At 63.3% G+C, this 24804-nt stretch carries 24 protein-coding genes; 10 read left to right on the top strand and 14 right to left on the bottom strand.

Features of this window, described 5'->3' with window-relative positions:
• From lipB to CWR53_RS02595, 11 genes are all read right to left on the bottom strand, one after another.
• A complete protein-coding gene (gene lipB, locus CWR53_RS02645; protein ID WP_027915256.1) occupies positions 1 to 648 on the bottom strand; it encodes a lipoyl(octanoyl) transferase LipB in 648 nt (215 codons plus the stop codon).
• Positions 648 to 923 carry a DUF493 domain-containing protein gene (locus CWR53_RS02640; RefSeq protein WP_058603535.1) on the bottom strand — a complete coding sequence of 92 codons (276 nt, stop codon included), beginning with the start codon at positions 921 to 923 and terminating at the stop codon, positions 648 to 650. The genes lipB and CWR53_RS02640 overlap by 1 nt, the downstream gene beginning before the upstream one ends.
• Before the next feature lie 72 nt (positions 924 to 995).
• A complete protein-coding gene (locus CWR53_RS02635; RefSeq protein ID WP_023534573.1) occupies positions 996 to 2156 on the bottom strand; it encodes a D-alanyl-D-alanine carboxypeptidase family protein in 1161 nt (386 codons plus the stop codon).
• A gap of 267 nt (positions 2157 to 2423) precedes the next feature.
• On the bottom strand, positions 2424 to 3431 hold the full coding sequence (locus CWR53_RS02630; protein ID WP_058603534.1) for a septal ring lytic transglycosylase RlpA family protein: 1008 nt from the start codon (positions 3429 to 3431) through the stop codon (positions 2424 to 2426).
• Positions 3431 to 4441, bottom strand: a complete 1011-nt coding sequence (gene mltB / locus CWR53_RS02625; RefSeq protein WP_058638948.1) for a lytic murein transglycosylase B — start codon at positions 4439 to 4441, stop codon at positions 3431 to 3433. Before mltB ends, CWR53_RS02630 begins: the two co-directional genes overlap by 1 nt.
• Before the next feature lie 17 nt (positions 4442 to 4458).
• Positions 4459 to 5562, bottom strand: a complete 1104-nt coding sequence (gene rodA / locus CWR53_RS02620) for a rod shape-determining protein RodA (protein WP_042139378.1) — start codon at positions 5560 to 5562, stop codon at positions 4459 to 4461.
• Positions 5563 to 5600: 38 nt separating this feature from the next.
• Positions 5601 to 7490, bottom strand: coding sequence for a penicillin-binding protein 2 (mrdA, locus tag CWR53_RS02615; RefSeq protein WP_058603532.1), 1890 nt, complete (start codon positions 7488 to 7490; stop codon positions 5601 to 5603).
• 16 nt (positions 7491 to 7506) lie between these two features.
• Positions 7507 to 7974 carry a 23S rRNA (pseudouridine(1915)-N(3))-methyltransferase RlmH gene (gene rlmH, locus CWR53_RS02610; RefSeq protein ID WP_023534514.1) on the bottom strand — a complete coding sequence of 156 codons (468 nt, stop codon included), beginning with the start codon at positions 7972 to 7974 and terminating at the stop codon, positions 7507 to 7509.
• Positions 7975 to 7984: 10 nt separating this feature from the next.
• Positions 7985 to 8404 carry a ribosome silencing factor gene (rsfS, locus tag CWR53_RS02605; protein WP_027915263.1) on the bottom strand — a complete coding sequence of 140 codons (420 nt, stop codon included), beginning with the start codon at positions 8402 to 8404 and terminating at the stop codon, positions 7985 to 7987.
• A 43-nt stretch (positions 8405 to 8447) separates the two neighbouring features.
• Positions 8448 to 9107, bottom strand: a complete 660-nt coding sequence (nadD, locus tag CWR53_RS02600; RefSeq protein ID WP_078477933.1) for a nicotinate-nucleotide adenylyltransferase — start codon at positions 9105 to 9107, stop codon at positions 8448 to 8450.
• Between the two features lies 1 nt (position 9108).
• Positions 9109 to 10380, bottom strand: coding sequence for a glutamate-5-semialdehyde dehydrogenase (locus tag CWR53_RS02595; RefSeq protein WP_058603530.1), 1272 nt, complete (start codon positions 10378 to 10380; stop codon positions 9109 to 9111).
• Between the two features lie 246 nt (positions 10381 to 10626).
• Here CWR53_RS02595 and CWR53_RS02590 point away from each other — a divergent pair, with 246 nt between their 5' ends.
• Positions 10627 to 11295, top strand: coding sequence for a DNA-3-methyladenine glycosylase (locus tag CWR53_RS02590; RefSeq protein WP_100850730.1), 669 nt, complete (start codon positions 10627 to 10629; stop codon positions 11293 to 11295).
• Between the two features lie 3 nt (positions 11296 to 11298).
• The gene (locus CWR53_RS02585) at positions 11299 to 12615 is read left to right on the top strand and encodes a bifunctional DedA family/phosphatase PAP2 family protein (protein ID WP_100850729.1); all 1317 of its coding nucleotides are present in this window, start codon (positions 11299 to 11301) and stop codon (positions 12613 to 12615) included.
• Positions 12616 to 12628: 13 nt separating this feature from the next.
• Here CWR53_RS02585 and CWR53_RS02580 read toward each other — a convergent pair whose 3' ends face one another.
• From CWR53_RS02580 to CWR53_RS02570, 3 genes are read right to left on the bottom strand one after another with little or no spacing between them, the layout of a single operon-like run.
• The gene (locus CWR53_RS02580) at positions 12629 to 13219 is read right to left on the bottom strand and encodes an LON peptidase substrate-binding domain-containing protein (protein WP_100852574.1); all 591 of its coding nucleotides are present in this window, start codon (positions 13217 to 13219) and stop codon (positions 12629 to 12631) included.
• Between the two features lie 9 nt (positions 13220 to 13228).
• Entirely contained in the window at positions 13229 to 13945 is a 717-nt protein-coding gene (locus CWR53_RS02575; RefSeq protein WP_058603527.1) for an LrgB family protein, read from the bottom strand.
• Positions 13942 to 14304 carry a CidA/LrgA family protein gene (locus CWR53_RS02570; protein ID WP_023534554.1) on the bottom strand — a complete coding sequence of 121 codons (363 nt, stop codon included), beginning with the start codon at positions 14302 to 14304 and terminating at the stop codon, positions 13942 to 13944. Before CWR53_RS02570 ends, CWR53_RS02575 begins: the two co-directional genes overlap by 4 nt.
• Before the next feature lie 130 nt (positions 14305 to 14434).
• On the opposite strand from CWR53_RS02570, the gene CWR53_RS02565 reads away from it, so the two are divergent.
• From CWR53_RS02565 to CWR53_RS02530, 8 genes are all read left to right on the top strand, one after another.
• A complete protein-coding gene (locus tag CWR53_RS02565; RefSeq protein WP_058603526.1) occupies positions 14435 to 14890 on the top strand; it encodes a MaoC family dehydratase in 456 nt (151 codons plus the stop codon).
• Positions 14891 to 15003: 113 nt separating this feature from the next.
• Positions 15004 to 15882, top strand: coding sequence for a 50S ribosomal protein L11 methyltransferase (gene prmA, locus CWR53_RS02560; RefSeq protein WP_100850728.1), 879 nt, complete (start codon positions 15004 to 15006; stop codon positions 15880 to 15882).
• Positions 15883 to 15924: 42 nt separating this feature from the next.
• Positions 15925 to 17253 (top strand): DUF3426 domain-containing protein, encoded by a 1329-nt coding sequence (locus tag CWR53_RS02555; RefSeq protein ID WP_100850727.1) that lies wholly within the window; start codon positions 15925 to 15927, stop codon positions 17251 to 17253.
• Between the two features lie 207 nt (positions 17254 to 17460).
• On the top strand, positions 17461 to 18474 hold the full coding sequence (gene dusB / locus CWR53_RS02550; protein WP_100850726.1) for a tRNA dihydrouridine synthase DusB: 1014 nt from the start codon (positions 17461 to 17463) through the stop codon (positions 18472 to 18474).
• Positions 18471 to 18791: a DNA-binding transcriptional regulator Fis gene (gene fis / locus CWR53_RS02545; RefSeq protein ID WP_023534526.1), complete on the top strand. Its 321-nt coding sequence runs from the start codon at positions 18471 to 18473 to the stop codon at positions 18789 to 18791. The genes dusB and fis overlap by 4 nt, the downstream gene beginning before the upstream one ends.
• An 81-nt stretch (positions 18792 to 18872) precedes the next feature.
• Positions 18873 to 20480, top strand: a complete 1608-nt coding sequence (purH, locus tag CWR53_RS02540) for a bifunctional phosphoribosylaminoimidazolecarboxamide formyltransferase/IMP cyclohydrolase (protein WP_100850725.1) — start codon at positions 18873 to 18875, stop codon at positions 20478 to 20480.
• Positions 20481 to 20579: 99 nt separating this feature from the next.
• Complete coding sequence (purD, locus tag CWR53_RS02535) at positions 20580 to 21869, top strand: phosphoribosylamine--glycine ligase (protein ID WP_058603521.1); 1290 nt, start codon at positions 20580 to 20582, stop codon at positions 21867 to 21869.
• 149 nt (positions 21870 to 22018) lie between these two features.
• Positions 22019 to 24799, top strand: coding sequence for a hybrid sensor histidine kinase/response regulator (locus CWR53_RS02530; protein WP_100850724.1), 2781 nt, complete (start codon positions 22019 to 22021; stop codon positions 24797 to 24799).
• The last annotated feature ends 5 nt before the right edge of the window (positions 24800 to 24804 follow it).

Genomic DNA, 24804 nt, shown 5'->3' with positions numbered 1-24804 from the left:
TCAGTCGATTCCGCCCGTGAGGGTCGTCTGCTCTGCGTAGTCGAGGTGCTTGACCAGCTGTTCGCGCAGCCTTGTCCTGACCTCGTCGAGTTCGATCGGGCCTGCCAGGTCACGCAGCTGGGTCATCGCCAGCCCCGCATAACCGCAGGGGTTGATTCGGCAAAAGGGCGCCAGGTCCATGTCCACGTTCAAGGCAAGGCCATGAAAGGAGCGGCCGTTGCGGATACGCAGGCCAAGCGAAGCGATCTTCGCGCCGTCCACATACACACCGGGTGCATCGGGTTTGGCAGCGGCCTGCACCGCGTAGCCATCGAGCAAAGCGATCAGGCTGCGCTCGATGCGGCTGACCAGGTCGCGTACGCCAAAGCCCAGGCGGCGTACATCCAGCAGCAGGTACGCCACCAGCTGGCCTGGGCCATGATAGGTCACCTGGCCACCACGGTCGGTCTGCACCACGGGGATATCGCCCGGCACCAGCAGGTGCTCGGCCTTGCCAGCCTGCCCTTGCGTGAAGACCGGCGGGTGTTCGACCAGCCAGACTTCATCCTGGGTATCGGCAGTGCGCTGCTCAGTGAAACGCCGCATGGCCTCGAGCACCGGCTCATAGGGCTGCAGGCCAAGTTCGCGGACACCGAGGCAGCCGGGCATCACAGCACCATTTTCACGATGCCGGTGGCACGCAGGGCGCTGTTGATGTCGTGGAGCTGGTTTTCGCTTTCGGCCACGATGTGCAGTTGCACGGTGGTGTACTTGCCTTCCTTGCTCTGGCGTTCGGCCAGCGTGGAAAGATCGACCTTGGCGTATTTGCTGAGCACTTCGATCACGGTGTCCTTGAAGCCGACACCAGTGTCACCAATGACTTTGATCGGGTAGTCGGCACAGGGAAATTCGATTTTATGAGACTTGACGTCTGGTTCGCTCATGGCGGAAACGGCCTCGCAAGCCGTGGCAACAACAACACCCCCGCGACCACGCGGGGGTGTGCAGGTCACGTGTCAGTTGAACAACCCGTAGAAGAATAGACGGATGCTATCCCACATACGGCGGAAGAAACCACCTTCCTCGACGCCATCGAGGGCGATCAGGTCGGCGCTGTGAACCACTTTGTCGTCCAATTTGACTTCAACCTTGCCGATCACGTCACCCTTGGCAATAGGTGCGGTCAGTTGCGGGTTCATGGTCATCGAAGCCTGCAGGCGCTTGAGCTGGCCCTTGGGCATGGTCATGGTCAGGTCTTCGGCAAGGCCTGCCTTGACTTCGCTGGTGGCGCCTTTCCAGACCGGCGCCTTGGTCAGCTCGGTGCCTTTCTGATAGAAGGTCTGGGTTTCGAAGAAGCGGAAACCGTAGGTCAGCAGCTTCTGGGTTTCGGCAGCACGGGACTGCTCGCTGTTGGTACCGAACACCACGGCGATCAGGCGCTGCCCGTCACGTACGGCCGACGCCACCATGCAGTAGCCAGCCTCTTCGGTGTGGCCGGTCTTCAGGCCGTCCACGGTCTTGTCACGCCACAACAGCAAGTTGCGGTTAGGCTGCTTGATGTTGTTCCAGAAGAACTCTTTCTGCGAATAGATGGCGTAGTGAGCCGGATCGACGTTGATGATCGCACGGGCCAGGATCGCCATGTCGTGAGCAGAAGAATAATGCTCCGGGTTCGGCAGGCCGGTGGGGTTCATGAAGTGACTGTTGGTCATGCCCAGGTCGGCAGCGGTCTTGTTCATCATGTCGGCGAACGCGTCTTCGCTGCCGGCGATGTGCTCGGACAGGGCGACGGACGCATCGTTGCCGGATTGGATGATGATGCCGTGCAGCAGGTCGCTGACGGTCACCTGGCTGCCCACCTTGATGAACATACGCGAGCCCCCGGTGCGCCAGGCGTTTTCGCTGACGGTCACCGGGTCGTTTTCGCCGATCTGGCCACGGCGGATGTCCAGCGTGGCGATGTAGGCGGTCATCAGCTTGGTCAGGCTGGCTGGCGGAAGACGCTCGTCACCGTTGTTCTCGACCAGCACGTTGCCGCTGGACGCGTCCATGAGTACGTAGGACTTGGCTGCCAGTTGAGGCGGCGCGGGCGTCATCTGCTCGGCCGCGAAGGCTACCGGAGTGAGCAGGAGCAATACGGGCAAGCAAAGTCGTTTGGCAAGGTTGGTGATGTTCATCCGTCTCTCGAAAATCGCTTAATGGTCTGGAGATGTTTTCTGGGCAAGCACACGGCCCAGCACCGGTCAGTCTAGTTATTGGCCTGAGGCCTGGCCCGGCAACGTGCGACAGGGTGCCGCTGCGGGCAAAACCGGCATTGTACATGGCTGGGCCTGTCAATTCATGACAAAACCGCCACATTGCACCGTGCTTGCCCTTGGGTGAACCCCACACGCAGGCTGTTCATACCGTGCGCGAGGGGTCGGTCATCCTGCCGGGACGCCTGGTCAGTCAGCTGTGACCAGCTTGGCCTGCCCCAGGTTCGCCAGGCGAATGCTGTTCTGCGCCTGCTGGACTTCACCTTGGCTGTTGATCGGCCCCAGGCGTACACGATGCAATGTCTGCTGGTTACGCACGACCGAGCTGATGAACACCGGTGCGCTGACCATGCTGCTGAGCTTGGCGCGCAGCAGCTCGGCCGCATCCGGGTTGGCGAAAGCGCCGACTTGCAGGAAGCTGCCGCCAGTGCCAGCAGGCACGTTGTTGCCGCCCACCTGCACCGGCACCACCGGTGCTGCATGCTGCTGTGGCGGCGGCGTCCACTGCTCTACCCGACCGGAGCTGGCCGGGATCGCCTGGGTCTGGGCCACCTGGGGCTCCTTGAGCACCATGGGTGGCGTCTGGCCACGTTGCGCCCACCACTGCTGGGGGTCGATGCCTTCGACGCGCACATGGGCAGTGCCGATCTCGGCGTAGCCCAGCTTCTTCGCCGCCGCGTACGACAAGTCGATGATGCGATCGGAATAGAACGGGCCGCGATCGTTCACCCGCAGGATGACGCTGCGACCGTTAGCCAGGTTAGTCACCTTCACATAGGCGGGCAGTGGCAGTGTCTTGTGCGCGGCACTCATGCCGTACAGGTCGTACAGCTCGCCGTTGGCGGTGTTCTGGCCATGGAACTTGGTGCCATACCACGACGCCGTGCCCTCGGCGCGGTAGTTGCGCGCATCCTGCATCGGGTAGTAGGTCTTGCCCAGGACGGTGTAGGGGTTGGCCTTGTAGTTGCCGGTGTGCAGAGTGGGCGTGGCATCGGGGATCTTGTTGACGTCCACATCCCACCACGGCGCACCGTCCTTGTGGGCACGGTTGATGTCCAGGCCGGGCTGGCTGCGCACCACGCTCGCACCGCTGGAACTCTTGGGCGCCGGGCGGCTGGAGGAGCAACTGACCAATGCCAGGCCGATGGCTGCGCAGGTGATCAGTTTGAAGGAAGTGGTAGAGAAAATTGCGCGCATTAGTTGACGCCCCGTGCTTGGACCAGCTGTTGCGCAAGCTGATGCACCGCCATGGCATACATCACGCTGCGGTTGTAGCGAGTGATCGCGTAGAAATTCTTCAGCCCCACCCAGTACTCGGGGCCGTTCTCACCCTCCAGGCGGAAGGCCGTGACGGGCAGATCATCGCGCAGCGAATCATGAACCGACCAGCCAAGGGCACGCAACTGTCCGACCGTGCTGGCCGGCTCGATACCGGTGGTCAGGCCTTGATCGGCGCGCTCGCCCTGCACGGTTGCGCGGCTGACCACTTCCTCTCCGGCCATCCAGCCATGGCGCTTGAAGTAGCTCGCCACGCTGCCGATGGCATCATCGGGGTTGGTCCAGATGTTGATGTGCCCATCACCGTCGAAGTCCACGGCATAGTTGCGAAAGCTGCTGGGCATGAACTGCGGCAGCCCCATGGCCCCGGCATAGGAGCCCTTGAGAGTCAGGGGATCGAGCTGTTCTTCACGGGCCAGCAGCAGGAACTCACGCAGTTCCTTGCGGAAGAATTCGGCGCGGGGGGGATAATCGAAGCCCAGGGTGGACAACGCGTCAAGCACCCGGAAGTTGCCCGTGTTGCGCCCGAAGAAGGTTTCAACGCCAATGATCGACACGATGTATTGTGCCGGCACCCCGTATTCCTGCTCGGCCCGCGCCAGCACGGCCTCGTGCTGACGCCAGAAATCCACGCCCCGCGCGATGCGCGCGTCGGTGAGGAACATGGGGCGATATTCCTTCCAGGGCTTGACCCGTTCGGCGGGACGCGAAATCGCATCGAGGATCGACTGCTTGCGCTGCACTTCACGGAACACGCCCATCAGTTGTTCTGGGGCAAAACCATGGTCGCGGCTCATCTGGCCAACGAATTCGGCCACCTGGGGCGAGTTGTCGTAGTCGCCAGCCTCGGCCAGCTGTACAGCGCCAAACAGGCTCACCGCACCAAACCACGGCGCACAACGGGTAGCCCAGTTACGCACTGCTTGCATGTAATTGTTCACCTTATTCAAACCTGTGCGATCCACTTTCGATGCGTGTGGATCGACATCAGAACGCCAAACGCTGACAGCAGCGTCACCAATGAAGTTCCGCCATAGCTAATGAAGGGCAACGGCACGCCGACGACGGGCAAAAGGCCACTTACCATCCCGATATTGACGAACACGTATACAAAGAACGTCATGGTCAAGCTGCCTGCCAGCAGCTTGCCGAACAATGTCTGTGCCTGCGCCGTGATCATCAGGCCCCGGCCGATCAGCAGCAGGTAGACGATCAGCAACAGGCAAATGCCCACCAGGCCGAACTCCTCGCCCAGCACGGCGATGATGAAGTCGGTGTGGCTTTCAGGCAGAAAGTCCAGGTGCGACTGGGTGCCCAGCAGCCACCCCTTGCCGAACACGCCGCCAGAACCAATCGCTGCCTTGGACTGGATGATGTTCCAGCCCGTACCCAGCGGGTCGCTCTCCGGGTCGAGGAAGGTCAGCACCCGCTGCTTCTGGTAGTCGTGCATCACGAAGAACCACATGGCCACCGCCACCGGCACCGTGGCCGCCAGCACGCTGAGAATCCAACGCCAGCGTAGGCCGCCCATGAACAGGACGAAGGCACCGGAGGCCAGGATCAGCAACGCCGTACCCAGGTCCGGCTGGCGCACGATCAGGATGAACGGCACGCCAATCAATACCAGGCTGATGGCCACATGCTTGAGGTGCGGCGGCAGGGTGCGCTTGGACAGGTACCAGGCGATGGTCGCCGGCATGATGATCTTCATGAACTCGGAGGGCTGGAAGCGAATCACCCCGGGTATGTTGATCCAGCGCGTTGCACCCATGGCGTTGTGGCCCATCACGTCCACCACCACCAGCAGCAACACCCCGGTGAGGTAGGCCAGTGGCACCCATCGCGCCATGAACCGTGGCTCGAGCTGGGCGATGACGAACATCGATACCAGGCCGATGCCAAACGAGGTGGCCTGCTTGAGCAACAGGTCCCAGTTCTTGCCGCTGGCCGAATACAGCACGAACAGGCTGCCTGCGGCCAGGGTCAGGAGGATGATCAGCAAAGGACCATCGACGTGGATGCGCTGCAGGAAGCTGGCGCGCCGACGCATCACATCCTCGCTGGAGAGCATGCGATCGAAATTGTTCATCACAGCGGCGACTCCTGAGTAGCGGTAGCCGGCGCAAGCTCAGGCTTGAGCCGGCCGTTTTCGTCCAACAGCCAGGCATCCATGATCTGGCGCACCACTGGCGCAGCCACCCCAGAACCCGACTCACCGTTCTCGACCATGACCGACACCACGATCTTGGGGTCGTCTGCCGGAGCGAAGGCCACGAACAAGGCATGGTCGCGGTGACGCTCCTGAAGTTTGTTGCGGTCGTACTTCTCGCCCTGCTTGATGGCCACCACCTGGGCGGTACCACTTTTGCCGGCGATGCGGTATTGGGCGCCGATGGCGGCCTTGCGGGCAGTACCGCGCGCGCCGTGCATCACCTGCTCCATGCCATGGGTCACGCGCGCCCAATCGGCCTTGTCGCGCAGCACGATGTCCGGCATTGGGTTTTCGTCCACCGGCGGCTCCCCTTCGATGGTCTTGGCCAGGTGCGGCCGGTTCCACACCCCCTTGTTGGCAATCAGCGCCGTCGCCTGCGCAAGCTGCAGCGGCGTGGCCTGCATGTAGCCCTGGCCGATACCCAGGATCAGGGTTTCGCCCGGGAACCAGGCCTGCCGGCGCGTGGCCCGCTTCCATTCCCGCGACGGCATCAACCCTGCGGACTCTTCGAACATGTCCAGCGACACCCGCTGGCCGATGCCGAACTTGTTCATATAGCTGGACAACCGGTCGATGCCCATCTTGTGGGCCAGGTCGTAGAAGTAGGTGTCGTTGGAGCGCATGATGGCGGTATCCAGGTCTACCCAGCCGTCACCCGAGCGGTTCCAGTTACGGTATTTGTGATCGTAGTTGGGCAGCTGGTAGTACCCAGGGTCGAACACACGGCTGCTTGGGGTCACCGCGCCGCTGTCCAGGCCGGCGATCGCCACGGCGGGCTTGATCGTCGAGCCGGGCGGGTAGAGGCCGCGCAGGATGCGGTTGAACAGCGGCCTGTCGATCGAATCACGCAGTTCGGCATAGGCCTTGAAGCTGATGCCAGTGACGAACAGGTTGGGGTCGAAGCTGGGCTGGCTCACCATGGCGAGCACCTCACCGGTGCGTGGGTCGAGTGCAACCACCGCGCCACGGCGCCCGGCCAGGGCGGCCTCGGCCGCTTCCTGCAACTTGATGTCCAGGCTCAGCACGATGTCCTTGCCAGGCTTGGGATCGGTACGCTTGAGCACCCTGAGCACACGCCCGCGCGCGTTGGTCTCGACTTCTTCGTAGCCGACCTGGCCGTGCAGCGTGGCCTCGTAGAACCGCTCGATGCCGGTCTTGCCGATGTGGTGCGTGCCGCTGTAGTTCACAGGGTCCAGGGTTTTGAGCTCTTTCTCGTTGATACGCCCGACGTAGCCCACCGAATGCGCGAAATGCGCCCCCTGTGGGTAGTGACGTACCAGCTGGGCGACCACTTCCACCCCTGGCAAGCGGAACTGGTTCACCGCCACACGGGCGATCTGTTCCTCGTTGAGTTCGAACAGGATAGGTACCGGCTCGAACGGCCTGCGCCCCTGGCGCATGCGCTTTTCGAACAGCGCGCGGTCGTCTGGGGTGAGTTCCAGTATCTCGACGATGCTGTCCAGTACCTGCTGCCAGTCTCCGGCACGCTCCCGGGTCATGGACAGGCTGAAGCTGGGCCGGTTGTCGGCGATCACTACCCCGTTGCGGTCGAAGATCAGCCCGCGTGTCGGCGGGATCGGCTGCACGTGCACCCGGTTGTTCTCCGACAGCGTGGAGTGGTAGTCGTACTGGATGATCTGCAGGTAGTACAGCCGCGCAATCAGCACGCAGATGAGTAGCATGACCGCCACGGCGCCGACCACGACGCGGTTGCGCACCAGACGGGCGTCTTTTTCGTGGTCCTTGAGGCGGATCGGCTGCGACATCGGGCTGCTTACAGGCTCATTTGTGGTAGGGATGGCCGGACAACACCGTCCAGGCCCGGTAGACCTGCTCGCCGATGAGTATCCTGACCAGCGGGTGCGGCAAGGTCAGCGGCGACAGGGACCAGCGCTGATCGGCGCGGGCGCACACTTGCGGCGCAAGCCCTTCGGGCCCACCCACCATCAAATTCACCGTGCGCGCATCCAGGCGCCAGCGGTCCAGCTCACCTGCCAGCTGCTCGGTGCTCCACGGCTTGCCATGAACCTCAAGGGTCACGACGCGCTCGCCGGGTTGCACCTTGCTGAGCATGGCGTCGCCCTCCTGGCGAATCAGGCGGGCGACGTCGGCATTCTTGCCGCGGGTGTTCAGCGGTATTTCCACCAGCTCGAGCGAAAGTTCGGCCGGCAGGCGCTTGACATACTCATGCCAGCCCTCCTCGACCCACTTCGGCATGCGCGAGCCGACCGCGATCAGGCGCAGACGCACGGCGCTTTCCTTATTCGCGATCTTTGAGCTTGTCGGAGTACTCGTGGACATGGTCCGGGCTGTGGTGCTTGCCATCGGCGGCGCGGCTCTGCTCGGCACCCTGCCACAAGCGTTCGAGGTCGTAGAACTGGCGTGCAGCCGCGGTCATCATGTGCACGATGACATCGTTGAGGTCCAGCAGCACCCAATCGCTGTCGCCCTTGCCTTCCTCACCCAGCGGCTGGGCGCCCTTGGCCTTGACCGCCTCGCGGACCTTCTCGGCCATGGCGTTGATCTGACGGTTGGAGGTACCGGTGGCGATGATCATGTAGTCGGTCAGGCTGTGCTTGTCACGCACGTCGATGACCTGGATATCCTGGGCCTTGACGTCTTCCAGCGCTGCCGTGGTCACTGCGACCAGTTCGTCGCCGTAAATTTTCTGCTTGGTCATATAAAACTCGTTCAACTCGTAGGATGAGGTGCCAGGGGCACCGTCAGTTGGGCGCACGATACAGTTCGTGCGCCTCGATGTAGGCCAGTACGGCGTCCGGCACCAGGAACCTCACCGACCTGCCGCTGGCCAGCAGCTGTCGGATCTGTGTAGCCGACACCGCAAGCGGTGTCTGCCAGACGAACGAAATGTTTCCCGCCGGGCCGGACATGGCGGTGGGATCGCTCTGCGAACGGGCAGCCAGCAGGTTGCGCAGTTCGTCGGGGGGGTCTACGTCCGCATCCGGGCGTTGCAGCACCAGGATGTGGCAGTGTTGCAGCAGTTCTTCCCAGCGGTGCCAACCCGGCAGTCCGCAAAAGGCGTCCCAGCCCAGCACCAGGAACAGCTGGTCGTCAGCAGCAAGCTCGGCACGGATCGACTCCAGCGTATCGATGGTGTACGACGGTTTGTCCCGTGCCAGTTCACGTGCGTCCACGCTCAGGCCTGCAACGCCCGCGACGGCGCCCCGCACCATGGCCAGACGATCATGCGCGGCCACTTGCGGCGTGTCTCGGTGCGGCGGGCGAGCATTGGGCAGCAGACGCAGCTCGTCCAGGGCCATGAACTCGGCAACTTCCAGCGCACTGCGCAGATGGCCGATGTGAACCGGGTCGAAGGTGCCGCCAAGAATGCCGACGCGGCGCACTGCCTGGGCCTGATTCAACTCAGCAGGACTCCTGGCCGCGCAGTTGACCGTCGCCGATCACCACGTATTTCTCGCACGTCAGGCCTTCGAGGCCGACCGGGCCACGGGCGTGAAGCTTGTCGGTGGAAATGCCGATCTCGGCACCCAGGCCATATTCGAAGCCGTCGGCGAAGCACGTCGGGGTATTGAGCATGACCGAGGCCGAATCGACCTCCGCCATGAACTGGCGCGCCTGCCCCTGATGCTCGGTGATGATCGAGTCGGTATGGTGCGAGCCATAGTGGTTGATGTGCTCGATGGCCTGATCCAGGCCTTGCACCACACGGATGGACAGTACTGCATCGAGGTACTCGGTGTGCCAGTCATCTTCGCTGGCCGCGTGCGCGTCGATCAGCGCACAGGTACGCTCGCAACCGCGCAACTCAACGCCCTTTTCCTGGAAGCGGCGCGCCATCTCGGGCAGGAAGCGCTCGGCGACATGCTGGTCCACCAGCAGTGTTTCCATTGCCCCGCAGATGCCGTAACGGTAGGTCTTGGCGTTGAACGCCACGCGCCAGGCCTTGTCCAGGTCGGCATGCTGACTGACATAGACATGGCAGATACCGTCCAGGTGCTTGATGACCGGTACCCGGGCGTCGCGGCTGATGCGCTCGATCAGGCCCCGGCCGCCGCGCGGCACGATGACATCGACGAACTCGGGCATGCTGATCAGCGCGCCCACCGCCTCGCGGTCGGTGGTTTCCACCACCTGGACCACGGCCGCGGGCAAGCCTGCCGCCGCCAGGCCGCGCTGGATGCAGGCGGCAATGGCGCGGTTGGAGTGGATGGCTTCGGAGCCGCCGCGCAGGATGGTGGCATTGCCTGACTTCAGGCACAGGCTGGCCGCGTCGATGGTGACGTTCGGGCGTGATTCGTAAATGATGCCGATGACGCCCAGCGGCGTGCGCATCTTGCCGACCTGGATACCCGATGGGCGGTAGCTCATGTCGCGAATGGCGCCGACCGGATCAGGCAGGCTGGCTACCTGGCGCAGGCCGGTGATCATGCCATCGATGCGCGCCGGGGTCAGGGCCAGGCGGTCGAGCAACGCGGCTTCCAGCCCGGTGGCACGGCCATGGGCCAAGTCCTGCTCGTTGGCTGCGATCAGCGCGTCACGCCCTGCATCCAATGCGTCGGCGGCAGCGTGCAGCGCACGGTTCTTCTGCGCGGTACTGGCACGGCCGATTACCCGGGACGCTTCACGGGCTGCGCGACCCAGGCGGGTCATGTAGTCAAGAACGGACTCAGTCATGGGCTCGGTGTCTTGGCGATGGGGAAACGGCTGATTATAACTGTCGCGCAGGTGTACGCCCAGCGGTGGGTGGCGGAAGGTAAAAAAAGCTGTGGGTAATCCGTAGGAAAGATGTAACCGGGCTTATCCATAAGAACGCAGAGCTCTGTGGAAATCGCTGACGTGCGCCGTCGCATATCCGCAGGTTTCAGATTCGGTTAAGGTAGCGCTTGTTACCCTCATGCCTTTAGCCTGCGAAGCCCTTGCATGCCAGCACTGCCAGACAGCTTTTTCGACCGCGACGCCCAGACCTTGGCCAAAGCCCTGTTGGGCAAGGTCATCCGCCACCGCCAGGGCAACCTGTGGCTCGCCGCCCGTATCATCGAGACCGAGGCCTATTACCTCGCCGACAAGGGTAGTCATGCGTCGTTGGGCTACACCGAAAAGCGCAAGGCGCTGTTTCTCGATGGTGGGCACATCTATATGTACTACGCCCGCGGCGGCGACTCCCTGAACTTCAGCGCCCAGGGCCCCGGCAATGCGGTGCTCATCAAGTCTGCCTACCCATGGCAGGATGCCTTGTCCGGGCCAGACAGCCTGGCGCAGATGCACCTGAACAACCCAGACGCCAGCGGCAACCTGCGCCCCGCCGAGCGCCTGTGCGCAGGGCAGACGCTGTTGTGCCGGGCGCTAGGCCTCAAGGTGCCACAGTGGGATGCGCAGCGCTTCGACCCGCAGCGGCTGTATGTGGACGACTGCGCCAACCCGGTGCCCCGGGTGATCCAGGCAGCGCGCCTGGGCATTCCCCACGGGCGTGACGAGCACCTGCCGTACCGCTTCGTCGATGCCGCGTACGCCCGGTTCTGCACGCGCAACCCATTGCGGCGCGGCCAGGTCGAAGGCCGTGACTTCTCCATCATCGAACAAGAGAACTGAACCATGGAACAATGGCTCGACGGCCTGACCGGTTGGCTAGGCGCCAACCCACAGTGGCTGGGCGTCGCGATCTTCCTGGTCGCGTGCATCGAATGCCTGGCCATCGCCGGCATCATCGTCCCCGGCACGGTGCTGCTGTTCGCGGTAGCCGTGCTGGCAGGCAGCGGCGTGCTGGGCCTTGGCGAAACCTTGCTGCTGGGCTTTTTGGGCGGGTTACTGGGTGACGCGCTGTCCTACATGATCGGCAAGCATTTCCACCAGAACATTCGCCGCCTGCCGGTGTTGCGACACCACCCGGAATGGATCGGCAGCGCCGAAACCTACTTCAAGCGCTATGGCATCGCCAGCCTGCTCGTAGGCCGTTTCATCGGCCCATTGAGGCCCATGCTGCCAATGGTCGCAGGCATGTTCGACATGCCCCTGCTGCGGTTCGTCGCCGTTAGCCTGGTGGCAGCCGCCGGTTGGTCGATCGCCTACCTGCTGCCCGGCTGGGCCACTGGCGCTGCCATGCGCCTGCCCCTGCCCGAAGGCTTCTGGCCCCAGGCCGGCATCATTTTTGGCACGCTGGCAGTGATCATCGGCCTTAGCCTGAGCACCAGCATCCGCGACCGCCGGCACGGCACACGGCTGATTGGTGCCCTGTGCCTGCTGGCCTTGGCCGGGGTATTTCTCGGTTGGCCCTACCTGCACGCCTTCGACGACGGGGTGATGACCCTGGTCCAGGAGCATCGCAGCCAGGCCATCGACGGCGCCGTGGTGGTGGTGACGCGGCTCGGGGATTTTCGCACGCAATTCTTTCTGGGCGGGCTGCTGACAGGTTTGCTGCTGGTGGTGCGTCAGTGGCGGCACGCTTTCTTCGCCGCTGGGGCGCTGATGGGTACCGCCATCGCCAACGGCACACTCAAGTGGCTGTTCGCCCGGGCCCGCCCGGAAGTGCTGACCGACCCGCTGACCAGCTACAGCATGCCCAGCGGCCACAGCTCGGCGTCGTTTGCGTTCTTTCTGGTACTGGCGGTGCTCGCCGGCCGCGGCCAGCCACCGCGCATGCGCCTGACCTGGATCATGCTGGGCTGCATTCCGGCATTGGCCATCGCCCTGTCGCGGGTGTACCTGGGTGCACACTGGCCCACCGACATCCTGGCCGGTGCCCTGCTGGCCTGCTGCGTCTGCGCGATCAGCCTGACGTTGTCCCAGTACCGGCAGACCCTGCCGGCCCTGCCCCTAAAGGTCTGGTGGCTGGTGTTGCCGGCCTGCATCGCCTTGCTGGCCTTCTTTGCCACCCACGCCCTGCCCCACGCGCTGCTCAGGTACCAGTACTGACGCCCGGCGCTATTTAGGCAAACAGCTCACCCTGGATGCGCTCGAGCAACCTGTGGATCTCGCCCAGCCGCTGCTCGGGCGAGTCCTGGGCCAGCAAGTCCAGCTTGTCTTGCTCGGTGAAGGGCAGCAGGTAGGCCAGTTGGTTGGCCAGCGCCTGACGCCCGTCCACGGGCCGGGGCATGTCGAGCGCCTCGACCATCGGGTGTTCGCCCAAGGCCAGCAGCAGCGCCAGCAAATCGTCGTCCGCTTCCTGCAAGGGGCTGTCTTCAAGATCAGGCAGCCACTGCACCTGCCCCACCAGCAGCTGATCCTTGAGCACTTCGGTGGCCTGCAGATCGAAACGCCGCACGCCTTCGACGCGAATGCCCAAAAGGCCGTTTTCCTGCTGGACGAAATCGCGGATCACGGCCTCGCAGCCAATGGACGCCACCACGGGCGGCGCCTTGCCGACCTGCTCGCCCTCCACGATGCAGACCACACCAAAGCATTCGCCTTGTTTCATGCAACGCCCGATCATGTCCAGGTAGCGGGCTTCGAAAATCTGCAGGTCGAGAAAACACCCTGGAAACAGCACGGTGTCGAGGGGAAACAGCGGTAGCATCATCATCACTCCTCAAGCCACCAGGCTGACGGCCAGCGGCAGGAACACTGCCGTTGCCACGCCCATCAGGCTCATCGCCAGCGCGGCGAAGGCGCCGCATTCGTCACTTTCCTGCAAGGCCACCGAGGTGCCGACCGCGTGGGCCGTGATGCCCAGGGACATGCCCCGCGCTTCGGGGCTGAGCACACCGCAGCGGCTCAACAAGGCAGGCCCGAAAATGGCCCCGATCACCCCGGTAATCAGCACGAAGACCGCAGCTAGCGCCGCCACCCCACCGATCTGCTCGGCTACCAGCATCGCGATGGGCGAGGTGACGGACTTGGGTGCCATGGTCATCAGGATCATGTGCTCGGCGCCAAACCACCACCCCAGCAACAGGCAACACACCGTGGCGAACAGGCCTCCGAGTACCAGCGTAGTCAAGGTCGGCCAGAACAACTGACGAATGCGGCGCAGGTTCAAGAACAGCGGCACCGCCAAGGCCACGGTGGCAGGGCCCAGCAGGATGTTCATGATTTCGGTGCTCTTGCGGTATTCGGCGTAGTCGATGCCGCACAGCAGCAGTACGCCGATGACCAGCGCCATCGACACCAGCACCGGCTGCAGGAAGATCCAACGGGTCTTCTCATACCCGGCCAGCACCAGCTGGTAGGCCCCCAAGGTCACGCCAATGCCGAACAACGGGTGGTGGACCACTGCATTCACTGCGCCTTGCCAGTCGAGCATCATGGCTGGTCCTCGCGCCGGGCCTGACGATGAATGAGTTTCTGCATCAGCACGCCCACCACCACCAGCGTCAGCAGGCAGGAAATCAGCAGCGCACCGACAATGGCCCAGAAGTCGGCGGCGATGTCGCGGGCATACACCATCACCCCCACGGCAGGAGGCACCAACAACAGCGGCAAGTAGCGCAGCAGGCTGCCGGCAGCTTCGTTGAGGGGGGCCCCCACCTCGCCGCGCACCATCAGAAAGCCCAGCAGTAGCAAAAGGCCAATGATCGGCCCCGGCAAGACGGGAACCAACAGATGATTGACTGCCGTCCCCAGCAGCTGGAACAGCACCAGCCAGGTCAAACCCCGCAACAGCATAACGTTCTCCTCAAGGCGTGCGGCTCATTATAAGCATGGGCACGCTGCCAGCGCCGAGCGCAACTTGACCGGCCTGGCCAGGCGTGTTGATCTTGCACGCACGTACCATTTAATACCCATGAGGATCACCATGCCGCTAGTGCCGGTCACCGCGCTTACCCAATACATCGGCAAGTCCCTCGGCCACTCGGCCTGGCTGACCATCGACCAGCAGCGTATCGACCGTTTCGCCGAGGCGACTGGCGATCATCAGTTCATCCACGTCGACCCGCAGCGAGCGGCGCAGACCGTGTTCGGCTGCACCATCGCCCATGGGTTTCTGACCCTGTCCCTGATACCTGCGCTGATCGAAGACATCCTGGTCTTGCCACAGGGGTTGAAAATGGTCGTCAACTACGGCCTGGACAGCGTGCGCTTCATCCAGCCGGTGAAGGTCGACAGCCAGGTGCGCCTGCATGTGGAGCTGGCCGATGTGCAGCAAAAGCGCCCCGGCCAATGGTTGCTCAAGGCCATCGCCACACTGGAGATAAAAGACGAGGACAAGCCCGCCTACCGGGCCGAATCCCTGTCCCTGTGCTTTGTCTAGGCACCGGTACCTGGCAGGCGTAGGCGTCTCTACAAACCCCACGCACTCGCGTAAACTGCCAGGCTCCCGCGCAGCCTTGGGCTGCCCTTCTGGATCTATCAAAGGTACACGCCATGCCCTGGCTGCAAGTACGTCTGGCCATCAGCCCGGAACAAGCCGAAACCTACGAAGACGCGCTGCTGGAAGTCGGCGCGGTGTCGGTCACTTTCATGGACGCCGAAGATCAACCCATCTTCGAGCCAGACCTCAATACCACGCCGCTGTGGTCGCACACCCATCTGCTGGCCCTGTTCGAGGCCGACACCAACCCCGAGCAGGTATTCGCGCACCTGCGCCTGCTGACAGGGGTCGAGCTGCCCCAGCACCAGGCCGAAGCGATCGAAGACCAGGACTGGGAACGCAGCTGGATGGACAATTTCCAGCCGATGCGCTTCGGCCGCCGGCTGTGGATCGTGCCCAGCTGGCACGATGCCCCGGAAAAGGAGGCCGTGAACCTGTTGCTCGATCCTGGCCTGGCGTTCGGCACGGGCACGCACCCCACCACGGCGCTGTGCCTTGAATGGCTCGACGGTCAGCAACTGCAAGGCACCCAGGTCCTGGACTTCGGCTGTGGCTCGGGCATTCTGGCCATCGCTGCACTGCTGCTGGGCGCGCGCGAAGCGGTAGGCACGGACATCGATGTGCAGGCCATCGAGGCCTCTCGCGACAATGCCCAGCGCAACGGCATTGCCGACGAGCTGTTCGCGCTCTACCTGCCCGAGCACATGCCTGCCATGCAGGCCGACGTGCTGGTGGCCAACATCCTGGCCGGGCCATTGGTGTCGCTGGCACCGCAACTCAGCGGCCTGGTTCGCCCGGGCGGCCTGCTGGCGCTGTCGGGCATCCTCGCCGAACAAGGTGAAGAAGTGGCTGCCGCCTACGCTGCCGATTTCGACCTGGACCCCATCGTCGTTCGCGATGGCTGGGTACGAATCAGTGGTCGCCGCCGCTAGTCGAACCTAGAATAGCCCTCAGCACAGCCTCCGGATCGCCGCATGACCGACAGTTTCGTCACCCAGTGCCCGCATTGCCAGACCAGCTTTCGTGTCACCCACCACCAGTTGAGCGTGGCCCGTGGCGTGGTGCGTTGCGGCCAGTGCCTGCAAGTGTTCAATGCCGCCAAGCAGCTGCTGGCACAGAACCGCAGCGCCCCCCCTCAGGCGAACCCGCTGCCGGCAACCGAGGCAGCGCCGTCGCCTGCCGCGCCCACCCCCGCGCAAGGGCACCCCATCGCGCCGGACGACGAGGCCTGGGCCCAGACCGCCCAGGCCTTGGACGAACTCGATCTGGACAAGGAACTGGAGCGCCTGGAACGCCGCCACACGCCTGCACAGGTGGATAAGGCCGACCAGACGCCCGTGCTGCAGGCACGGCGTCACGAGGAGGACACAGAGGAACACCTGGACGAGGTCTTCGGCACGGCAGCCGGCGAGCCGTTTGAACCGGAACAGGCTGATGCCGCCCCCGTGCTCAAGCCCGCCCCCCAGGCAGATTCACGGCGCGAGGCGCGTACCGAGCCGACCTTCACCGCTGACCTGGACACCGATGCAGAAAGTGAGCCGCCGCTGGGCAGCATCGTTACGAATGAAGATGAGCCGAAACTGGGAGCGCCGCTGCGCCCCGATGACGATGACGATGTGTCGATTGCCGGCCTCACCGCGCACGACGACGAACCTTTGGCCACTAGCCTGCGCGCCGACGATGAACTCGACGAGGCGCCGTTGCCCATGGGGCGTCTGGAGCCTGAAGTCACTGACAAGGTCGAACGCCCAAGGCGCAAGGAACCCCTGGTGGATGTGGTGGACGACCCGCTGCAACTAGGCTGGGAGAAACCGGCCCCGGCCTGGGGCAAGCGTTTGTTATGGGGTGGCTTGACGCTGATCGCTGCCGCCACGCTAGCCTTGCAGTATGTGTGGTTCCATTTCGACGAGCTGTCCCGACAGGACCAGTATCGCCCACTGTTCGAGCAGGTGTGCCCGGTCGTGGGCTGCCAGGTCCCCTCTCGCGTCGATGTGAACCGGATCAAGAGCAGCAACCTGGTGGTGCGCAGCCACCCGGACTTCAAAGGGGCGCTGATCGTGGACGCCATCATCTATAACCGCGCACCTTTCGCCCAACCGTTTCCACTGCTCGAACTGCGCTTCTCGGACCTCAACGGCCAACTGATTGCCAGTCGCCGCTTCAAACCGGCCGAATACCTGTCCGGGGAGCTGGCCGGACGCGGCGAAATGCCCAGCCAGACCCCGATCCACATCGCGCTGGATATTCTCGACCCAGGTCAGCGAGCGGTGAACTACAGCCTGAGCTTTCGCTCGCCGGAATAAACCCAGGCGGCCTACCCGGTACGCTGCCGGCACGCCGGCCATGATGCCGCTTGTCCGGGTCTGACGACCCGGAGCCCAGGGTGCAGGGGCGGCAACCCGCAGTTGTTCAGATTTTATCCAAATCCATCTTTATCCGGTCATCCAGAGCGGGTATCATGCCAACCCTTTTTCGAACCTCAAGATTCGGCCCCACAACAGGGAACACCTATGTCGGCGGTACGCATCGGCCCTTATACACTGCGCAATAACCTGATCCTCGCACCCATGGCTGGGGTCACGGACCAGCCGTTCCGAACACTTTGCCAGCGCATGGGCGCAGGCATGGTGGTGTCGGAAATGGTCTCCAGCGACCTGTCCCTGTGGAACAGCCGCAAGTCGAGCCTGCGCCGCATCCACGAAGGCGATCCCGAGCCCCGCTCGGTCCAGATCGCCGGGGGCGATGCACAGATGATGGCGGCGGCTGCACAGGCCAATGTCGCCGCGGGCGCCCAGATCATCGATATCAACATGGGCTGCCCGGCAAAAAAAGTCTGCAACAAGGCGGCAGGCTCTGCTTTATTGAGAGATGAAGCCTTGGTCAGCGAAATTCTGCACGCCGTCGTGGGCGCCGTGGACGTTCCGGTGACGCTGAAGATCCGCACCGGCTGGGACCGGGCCAACAAGAATGGCCTGAACGTGGCGAAGATCGCCGAACAGGCTGGCATCCAGGCGCTTGCGGTGCATGGCCGCACACGCGCCGACCTGTACACCGGTGAAGCCGAATACGACACCATCGCCGCTATCAAGCAAGCAGTGTCCATCCCGGTCTTCGCCAACGGCGACATCACCTCGCCGGAAAAGGCCAAGGCAGTGCTCGACGCCACGGGCGTGGATGGCCTGCTGATCGGCCGGGCCGCTCAAGGGCGGCCCTGGATCTTTCGCGAGATCGAGCATTACCTGCGCACTGGCGAGCAGTTGCCAGCGCCGCAGCTGGACGAGGTGGAACGCATCCTGCTAGAGCACCTGGCCGCCCTGCACGCCTTCTACGGCGATGTAATGGGCGTGCGAATCGCCCGCAAGCACGTGGGCTGGTACCTGGCGACACGACCCGGCGGCAAGGAGTTTCGCTCCCGGTTCAACGCTTTGGAAGACACACAAGCGCAGTGCGCCAACGTTCGCGCGTTTTTCAGTGAACGTCGACAGAGCCTTGAGACAGAGGACGGACAAGGGGTGGCCGCATGACGATGATGACCGAAACATTTGTGAGTGGAACAACGCCCGTGAGCGACAACGCCAACCTGAAACAGCACCTGAACACGCCAAGCGAAGAGGGCCAGACCCTTCGCGACAGCGTCGAGAAGGCGCTGCACAACTACTTCGCCCACCTCGAAGGCGCGACCGTCACGGACGTGTACAACCTGGTGCTCTCCGAAGTCGAGGCGCCGCTGCTTGAAAGCGTGATGAGCTATGTGAAGGGCAACCAGACCAAAGCCAGCGAGATGCTCGGGTTGAACCGAGGCACGCTGCGCAAGAAGCTCAAGCAATACGACTTGCTGTAAGCCAGAATCCCGATCGAAAAAGGCGCCTGTCTCAACACAGACGCCTTTTTTGCTGACTCCACCGCGTTATTGGAACCCGAAATGACCGACCAGACTACCCGCCTGCCAGTCCGCCGCGCCCTGATCAGCGTCTCCGACAAGACCGGTATCCTCGAATTTGCCCGTGAGCTGCAACAGCTCGGGGTCGAGATACTGTCCACCGGCGGCACCTACAAGCTGCTCAAGGACAACGGTGTCAACGCGGTGGAAGTGGCCGACTACACCGGCTTCGCCGAAATGATGGATGGCCGGGTCAAGACCCTGCACCCGATGATCCATGGCGGCATCCTCGGTCGTCGCGGTACCGACGACGCGATCATGAACGAGCACGGGATCAAGCCCATCGACCTGGTGGCGGTCAACCTGTACCCCTTCGAAGCCACCATCTCCAAGCCTGGCTGCGACCTGCCGACCGCCATCGAGAACATCGACATCGGCGGCCCGACCATGGTCCGCTCGGCTGCCAAGAACCACAAGGACGTGGCCATCGTGGTCAACGCCAGTGACTACGCCAGCATCGTCGAGGGCCTGAAGGCCGGCGGTCTGACCTATGCCCAGCGCTTCGATCTCATGCTCAAGGCCTTCGAGCACACCGCCGCCTATGACGGCATGATCGCCAACTACATGGGCACCGTGGACCAGGCCAGGGAAACCCTGAGCACCGAAGCACGCGGCGATTTTCCGCGCACCTTCAACACCCAGTTCGTCAAGGCCCAGGAAATGCGCTACGGCGAGAACCCGCACCAGCGCGCGGCGTTCTACGTGGAAGCCAAGAAAGGCGAAGCCAGCATTTCCACTGCCGTGCAGCTGCAGGGCAAAGAGCTGTCCTTCAACAACGTGGCCGACACCGACGCTGCGCTCGAGTGCGTCAAGAGCTTCGTCAAGCCGGCCTGCGTCATCGTCAAGCATGCCAACCCGTGTGGCGTGGCTGTGGTGCCTGAAGACGAAGGCGGTATCCGCAAAGCTTACGACCTGGCCTACGCCACCGACACCGAATCGGCCTTCGGCGGCATTATTGCCTTTAACCGCGAGTTGGACGGCGAAACCGCCAAAGCCATCGTCGAGCGCCAGTTCGTCGAGGTGATCATCGCACCGACGATCTCCCAGGCTGCGCGCGAGGTGGTTGCAGCCAAGCAGAACGTGCGCCTGCTCGAATGCGGCGAGTGGCCAGCGGAGCGGGCTGCCGGCTGGGACTTCAAGCGAGTCAACGGCGGGCTGCTGGTCCAGAGTCGTGACATCGGCATGATCACCGCCGATGACCTGAAGATCGTCACCCAGCGTGCACCCACCGAGCAAGAAATCCACGACCTGGTGTTCGCCTGGAAAGTGGCCAAGTTCGTCAAATCCAATGCCATCGTCTATGCCAAGCAGCGCCAGACCATCGGTGTGGGCGCGGGCCAGATGAGCCGCGTCAACTCCGCCCGTATCGCCGCCATCAAGGCCGAACATGCCGGCTTGCAGGTGCAGGGTGCCGTCATGGCCTCGGACGCGTTTTTCCCATTCCGCGATGGCATCGACAATGCGGCCAAGGTCGGCATCAGCGCGGTCATTCAGCCCGGCGGCTCGATGCGTGACGCCGAGGTGATCGCTGCCGCTGACGAAGCCGGCATCGCCATGGTGTTCACCGGCATGCGCCACTTCCGCCACTGATTCAGGGCAATCGGCCGCACCCAGGCAGGCAACTGCTGCGGTGCGACCTGGCACAGCGAGAAGCACAGCTTCTCGCTCGACAGATCTAGAGGTTTTGACATGAAAGTTTTGATCATCGGCAGCGGCGGCCGTGAGCACGCCCTGGCCTGGAAAGTCGCCCAGGACCCACGCGTCGAAAAAGTCTTCGTGGCTCCAGGCAACGCTGGCACCGCCATCGAGGCCAAGTGCGAGAACGTCGCCATCGACGTTTGCGCCCTGGAGCAACTGGCTGACTTTGCCGAGAAGAACGTCGACCTGACCATCGTCGGCCCGGAAGCGCCACTGGTCATCGGTGTGGTCGACCTGTTCCGCAGCCGTGGCCTGGACTGCTTCGGCCCGACCCAGGGCGCTGCCCAACTGGAAGGTTCCAAGGCGTTCACCAAGGACTTCCTGGCCCGCCACAAGATCCCGACGGCCGACTACCAGAACTTCACCGAGATCGAACCGGCCCTGGCGTACCTGCAGGAAAAAGGCGCGCCGATCGTGATCAAGGCCGATGGCCTGGCCGCTGGCAAGGGCGTGATCGTCGCCATGACCTTGGCAGAAGCCGAAGCCGCCGTGCGAGACATGCTCGCGGGCAATGCCTTTGGTGAAGCGGGCTCGCGCGTGGTCATCGAGGAATTTCTCGATGGCGAAGAAGCCAGCTTCATCGTCATGGTCGACGGCCACAACGTGCTGCCCATGGCCACCAGCCAGGACCACAAGCGCGTCGGCAACAAGGACAGCGGCCCGAACACGGGCGGCATGGGTGCCTACTCCCCTGCCCCTGTAGTTACTGACCAGGTGCACCAGCGGGTCATGGATCAGGTGATCTGGCCGACCGTGCGCGGCATGGCTGAAGAAGGCAATGTCTACACCGGCTTCCTGTATGCAGGCCTGATGATCGACAAGGCGGGCAACCCCAAGGTCATCGAATTCAACTGCCGCTTCGGCGACCCGGAAACCCAGCCGATCATGCTGCGCCTGGAGTCGAGCCTGGTGCTGCTCATCGAAGCAGCTTTTGCCAAGGCCCTGGACAAGGTCGAGGCGCAGTGGGACCCACGCCCTAGTCTGGGTGTGGTGCTGGCTGCAGGCGGCTACCCTGGTGACTACGCCAAGGGCGCAGCCATTTCAGGCCTGGAGGCGGCCGCAAAAATCGAAGGCAAGGTATTCCATGCGGGCACTGCCTTGAAGGACGGTGACGTGGTTACCGCTGGGGGGCGCGTGCTGTGCGCCACGGCCATGGGTGAGACCGTCGAATCCGCTCAGCAGCAAGCGTATCGCCTGGCCGAGCAGATCACCTGGGACGGCAGCTTCTACCGGACCGACATCGGCTACCGGGCCATTGCCCGGGAACGTGGCGAGCAATAACCGCTTTATCGCTGCACTGTCGAGGCGCCCGGACCTGTGCAGCCGGGCGCACGGCAACCGGCTCGTTGGCGTGCCCGCGGGCCTTGCCTTCAACTCGAAACGCCGCGCATAGTTAGCACCCCGCACATGGGCCAAGAAGGGATTTCGTAGTGCGCCGGCTCCGGATTGCCTCAGCGTTGATCGTCAGCTTGCTGACCCTGATCTGCATGTTCCCTGCGATGGCGGAGCATGACAGTGGCTGGGCCCTGCTGCTCGATGAACAAGGCAACCTGCAACTGAGCGACGTGCGCTCGGACCGTTATCGCAACCAGTTCAGCCCGCTGGAGCTGGCAGAACTCGATGCGGCGCCCCCCGACCAGGCCCTGTGGCTGCATTACCGACTAGAGCCCGGTGAGCAGGAACAACTGCTGCGCGTCTTCGCGCCTGATCTTTCTGGTCTGGACCTATACGCCCTGCAAGGCGACAAGCTGATACGCCACCTGCATCACGGCCGCCAAACCGGCAGTGCCAACCCCACATTGCGCGGCAGCGACCACGTGCTGCCGTTGCCCAACAGCAAGCAAAGCCTGGATATCTACCTGCGCCTGGTATCGGAACACCAGCTGCGCCCGGCCATCAGCCTTGAGCCCGCTGCGCGCGCCGCCGCCAATCAGACCCAGCCGTTGCTGTTCGGCATGCTGTTCGGTGGCCTGGTGATGCTGATCCTGCATAACCTGATTCGCTTCATCTACAGCCGCTCGAGCACTGCCCTGATCCTGGCGTTCTACCATGGCTTGATGTTGCTCAGCGGCCTGATCCTGCTGAACCTCAGCGGCCCATGGTGGCATGTGTGGTACAGCGCCCAGACGCCAGCGGCGTACCTTACGCTGGTCCTGGCGGGGCTGGCAGGGCTGTACTTCACCCAGCACTTCTTCGCGCCGCGCAACTCGCCGCGCCTTAACCGGCTGTTGAGCGGCGAGATGCTGCTGGTGGGCGTGAGCGGGATCGTGCTGCTGTTCATCGACACCTTGCCGCTCAATCTCATGACCTATGCCTTGATGGCACTGGGCAGTGTCACGATGCTGGTGGTCAGCAGCTACCATTGGTACCGCGGTTACGCACCCGCCCGTTTGTTCGGTCTGGCGATGATCATCTTCAACGTTGGCGGGCTGGTGCTGCTGCCTGCCCTGCTTGGACTTACACGCACCCCCACGCCTTGGTTGCTGTGCATTCTGTTGGGGCTGGCAGTGGCGAGCGGGCTGCTATTGAACCTGGCTGTCAGCGACCGGCTGCGACGCATCAATGAGGAGCGCTTCAGTGTCAGCCGCGCCTTGGCAGCCAGTGACGCCGAAATCAACGCCAAGGCCGAATTTCTGGCCAAGATCAGCCACGAAATACGTACCCCCATGAACGGCGTGCTGGGCATGACCGAACTGCTGCTGGGCACGCCGTTGTCCGTCAAACAGCGCGATTACGTTCAGACCATTCACAGCGCGGGCAACGAGCTGCTCACGTTGATCAACGAGATACTCGATATCTCCAAGCTCGAATCCCGTCAGATCGAACTCGACGATGTCCAGTTCGACCTCAACGCGCTAATCGAAGACTGCTTGAACATCTTTCGGGCCAAGGCCGAGCAGCAGAACATCGAGCTGATCAGCTTTACCCAGCCCCAGGTGCCCCGTGTGGTCAGCGGCGATCCCACCCGCTTGCGCCAGGCGCTGTCGAGCCTGATGGAAAACGCGCTGAAAAACACCGACCAGGGGGAAATCCTGCTTGTCGTTGCACTGGACCAGCGCGGCGAGGTGCCCCGCTTGCGCATCGCGGTGCAGGACAGCGGCGACCCCTTGCCGGCAGCCGATCGCGAGGCGCTGCTGCAGGCGGAACTGCACAGCAGGCACTTCCTGTCCAGCAATCGGCTGGGCGGCCACCTGGGGCTGGTAATCGCCAAGCAGCTGATTGGCCTGATGCATGGGGAGTTTGGCATCAAGAGCAGCACCGGCACCGGCAATACCTTGTGGCTGACCTTGCCGCTGGACCCAGCCTGCCTCGAGCAACCTCCGGCCGACCTGGACGGGCCGCTGCGCGACGCGCGGGTACTGGTGGTGGACGACAACGACACGTGCCGCAAGGTACTGGTCCAACAGTGCAGCGCCTGGGGCATGAATGTCAGCGCAGTGCCTTCAGGCAAGGAAGCCTTGGCTTTGCTGCGTACCAAGGCTCACCTTCGCGATTACTTCGACGCGGTGCTCCTGGACCAGAACATGCCCGGCATGACCGGCATGCAACTGGCCGCCAAGATCAAGGAAGACCCCAGCCTCAATCACGACATCCTGGTGGTCATGCTGACCGGTATCAGCAACGCGCCCAGCAAGATCATCGCCCGTAATGCCGGGATCAAGCGGATACTGGCCAAACCGGTCGCTGGCTACACGCTCAAGACCACGCTGGCCGAAGAACTGGCTCAACGCGGCCGCGAGCAGACGCTGCCGGCTGCTGCACCAGGCCAGCCCCAGGCCCTCGACCTGCCCCCAGATTTCAGCGTGCTGGTCGCGGAGGACAACACCATTTCGACCAAGGTCATCCGCGGCATGCTCGGCAAGCTCAGCTTGCAGCCCGATACTGCCTCAAACGGCGAAGAAGCCCTGGAAGCCATGAAAGCCAAGCGCTATGACCTGGTGCTCATGGATTGCGAAATGCCGGTTCTGGATGGTTTCTCGGCAACCAGGCGCCTGCGCGAATGGGAAGCCGCCAACCAGCGCGTGCGCACACCCGTCGTTGCACTGACCGCGCATATCCTTGCCGAGCACAAGGACCGCGCCAAGCAAGCCGGCATGGACGGCCATATGGCCAAGCCCGTCGAATTGTCCCAACTGCGAGAGTTGATCCAACACTGGGCCAGCCAACAGCCGGCCAATGCTGATCAGGGCATGGGCCCTGACGGCAGTTAGCCGCG

The sequence above is a fragment of the Pseudomonas sp. SGAir0191 genome (assembly GCF_002812565.2).
GTDB lineage: Bacteria > Pseudomonadota > Gammaproteobacteria > Pseudomonadales > Pseudomonadaceae > Aquipseudomonas > Aquipseudomonas parafulva_B.
Note: the sequence above shows the minus strand (reverse complement) of the source record. Positions and strands in the feature narration are given on the sequence as shown.

What these genes read in the sequence shown, in the direction of transcription:
- CWR53_RS02585 (WP_100850729.1), top strand. Translation starts at nt 11,299, where the DNA reads ATGGAACAATGGCTCGACGGCCTGACCGGTTGGCTAGGCGCCAACCCA.
- CWR53_RS02580 (WP_100852574.1), bottom strand. Translation starts at nt 13,219, where the DNA reads ATGATGCTACCGCTGTTTCCCCTCGACACCGTGCTGTTTCCAGGGTGT.
- dusB (WP_100850726.1), top strand. Translation starts at nt 17,461, where the DNA reads ATGTCGGCGGTACGCATCGGCCCTTATACACTGCGCAATAACCTGATC.
- rodA (WP_042139378.1), bottom strand. Translation starts at nt 5,562, where the DNA reads ATGCGTCGGCGCGCCAGCTTCCTGCAGCGCATCCACGTCGATGGTCCT.
- purD (WP_058603521.1), top strand. Translation starts at nt 20,580, where the DNA reads ATGAAAGTTTTGATCATCGGCAGCGGCGGCCGTGAGCACGCCCTGGCC.
- CWR53_RS02595 (WP_058603530.1), bottom strand. Translation starts at nt 10,380, where the DNA reads ATGACTGAGTCCGTTCTTGACTACATGACCCGCCTGGGTCGCGCAGCC.
- mrdA (WP_058603532.1), bottom strand. Translation starts at nt 7,490, where the DNA reads ATGTCGCAGCCGATCCGCCTCAAGGACCACGAAAAAGACGCCCGTCTG.
- rsfS (WP_027915263.1), bottom strand. Translation starts at nt 8,404, where the DNA reads ATGACCAAGCAGAAAATTTACGGCGACGAACTGGTCGCAGTGACCACG.
- CWR53_RS02555 (WP_100850727.1), top strand. Translation starts at nt 15,925, where the DNA reads ATGACCGACAGTTTCGTCACCCAGTGCCCGCATTGCCAGACCAGCTTT.
- CWR53_RS02630 (WP_058603534.1), bottom strand. Translation starts at nt 3,431, where the DNA reads ATGCGCGCAATTTTCTCTACCACTTCCTTCAAACTGATCACCTGCGCA.
- CWR53_RS02570 (WP_023534554.1), bottom strand. Translation starts at nt 14,304, where the DNA reads ATGCTGTTGCGGGGTTTGACCTGGCTGGTGCTGTTCCAGCTGCTGGGG.
- lipB (WP_027915256.1), bottom strand. Translation starts at nt 648, where the DNA reads ATGCCCGGCTGCCTCGGTGTCCGCGAACTTGGCCTGCAGCCCTATGAG.
- prmA (WP_100850728.1), top strand. Translation starts at nt 15,004, where the DNA reads ATGCCCTGGCTGCAAGTACGTCTGGCCATCAGCCCGGAACAAGCCGAA.
- CWR53_RS02640 (WP_058603535.1), bottom strand. Translation starts at nt 923, where the DNA reads ATGAGCGAACCAGACGTCAAGTCTCATAAAATCGAATTTCCCTGTGCC.
- CWR53_RS02565 (WP_058603526.1), top strand. Translation starts at nt 14,435, where the DNA reads ATGCCGCTAGTGCCGGTCACCGCGCTTACCCAATACATCGGCAAGTCC.
- CWR53_RS02590 (WP_100850730.1), top strand. Translation starts at nt 10,627, where the DNA reads ATGCCAGCACTGCCAGACAGCTTTTTCGACCGCGACGCCCAGACCTTG.
- purH (WP_100850725.1), top strand. Translation starts at nt 18,873, where the DNA reads ATGACCGACCAGACTACCCGCCTGCCAGTCCGCCGCGCCCTGATCAGC.
- CWR53_RS02575 (WP_058603527.1), bottom strand. Translation starts at nt 13,945, where the DNA reads ATGATGCTCGACTGGCAAGGCGCAGTGAATGCAGTGGTCCACCACCCG.
- CWR53_RS02635 (WP_023534573.1), bottom strand. Translation starts at nt 2,156, where the DNA reads ATGAACATCACCAACCTTGCCAAACGACTTTGCTTGCCCGTATTGCTC.
- fis (WP_023534526.1), top strand. Translation starts at nt 18,471, where the DNA reads ATGACGATGATGACCGAAACATTTGTGAGTGGAACAACGCCCGTGAGC.
- mltB (WP_058638948.1), bottom strand. Translation starts at nt 4,441, where the DNA reads ATGCAAGCAGTGCGTAACTGGGCTACCCGTTGTGCGCCGTGGTTTGGT.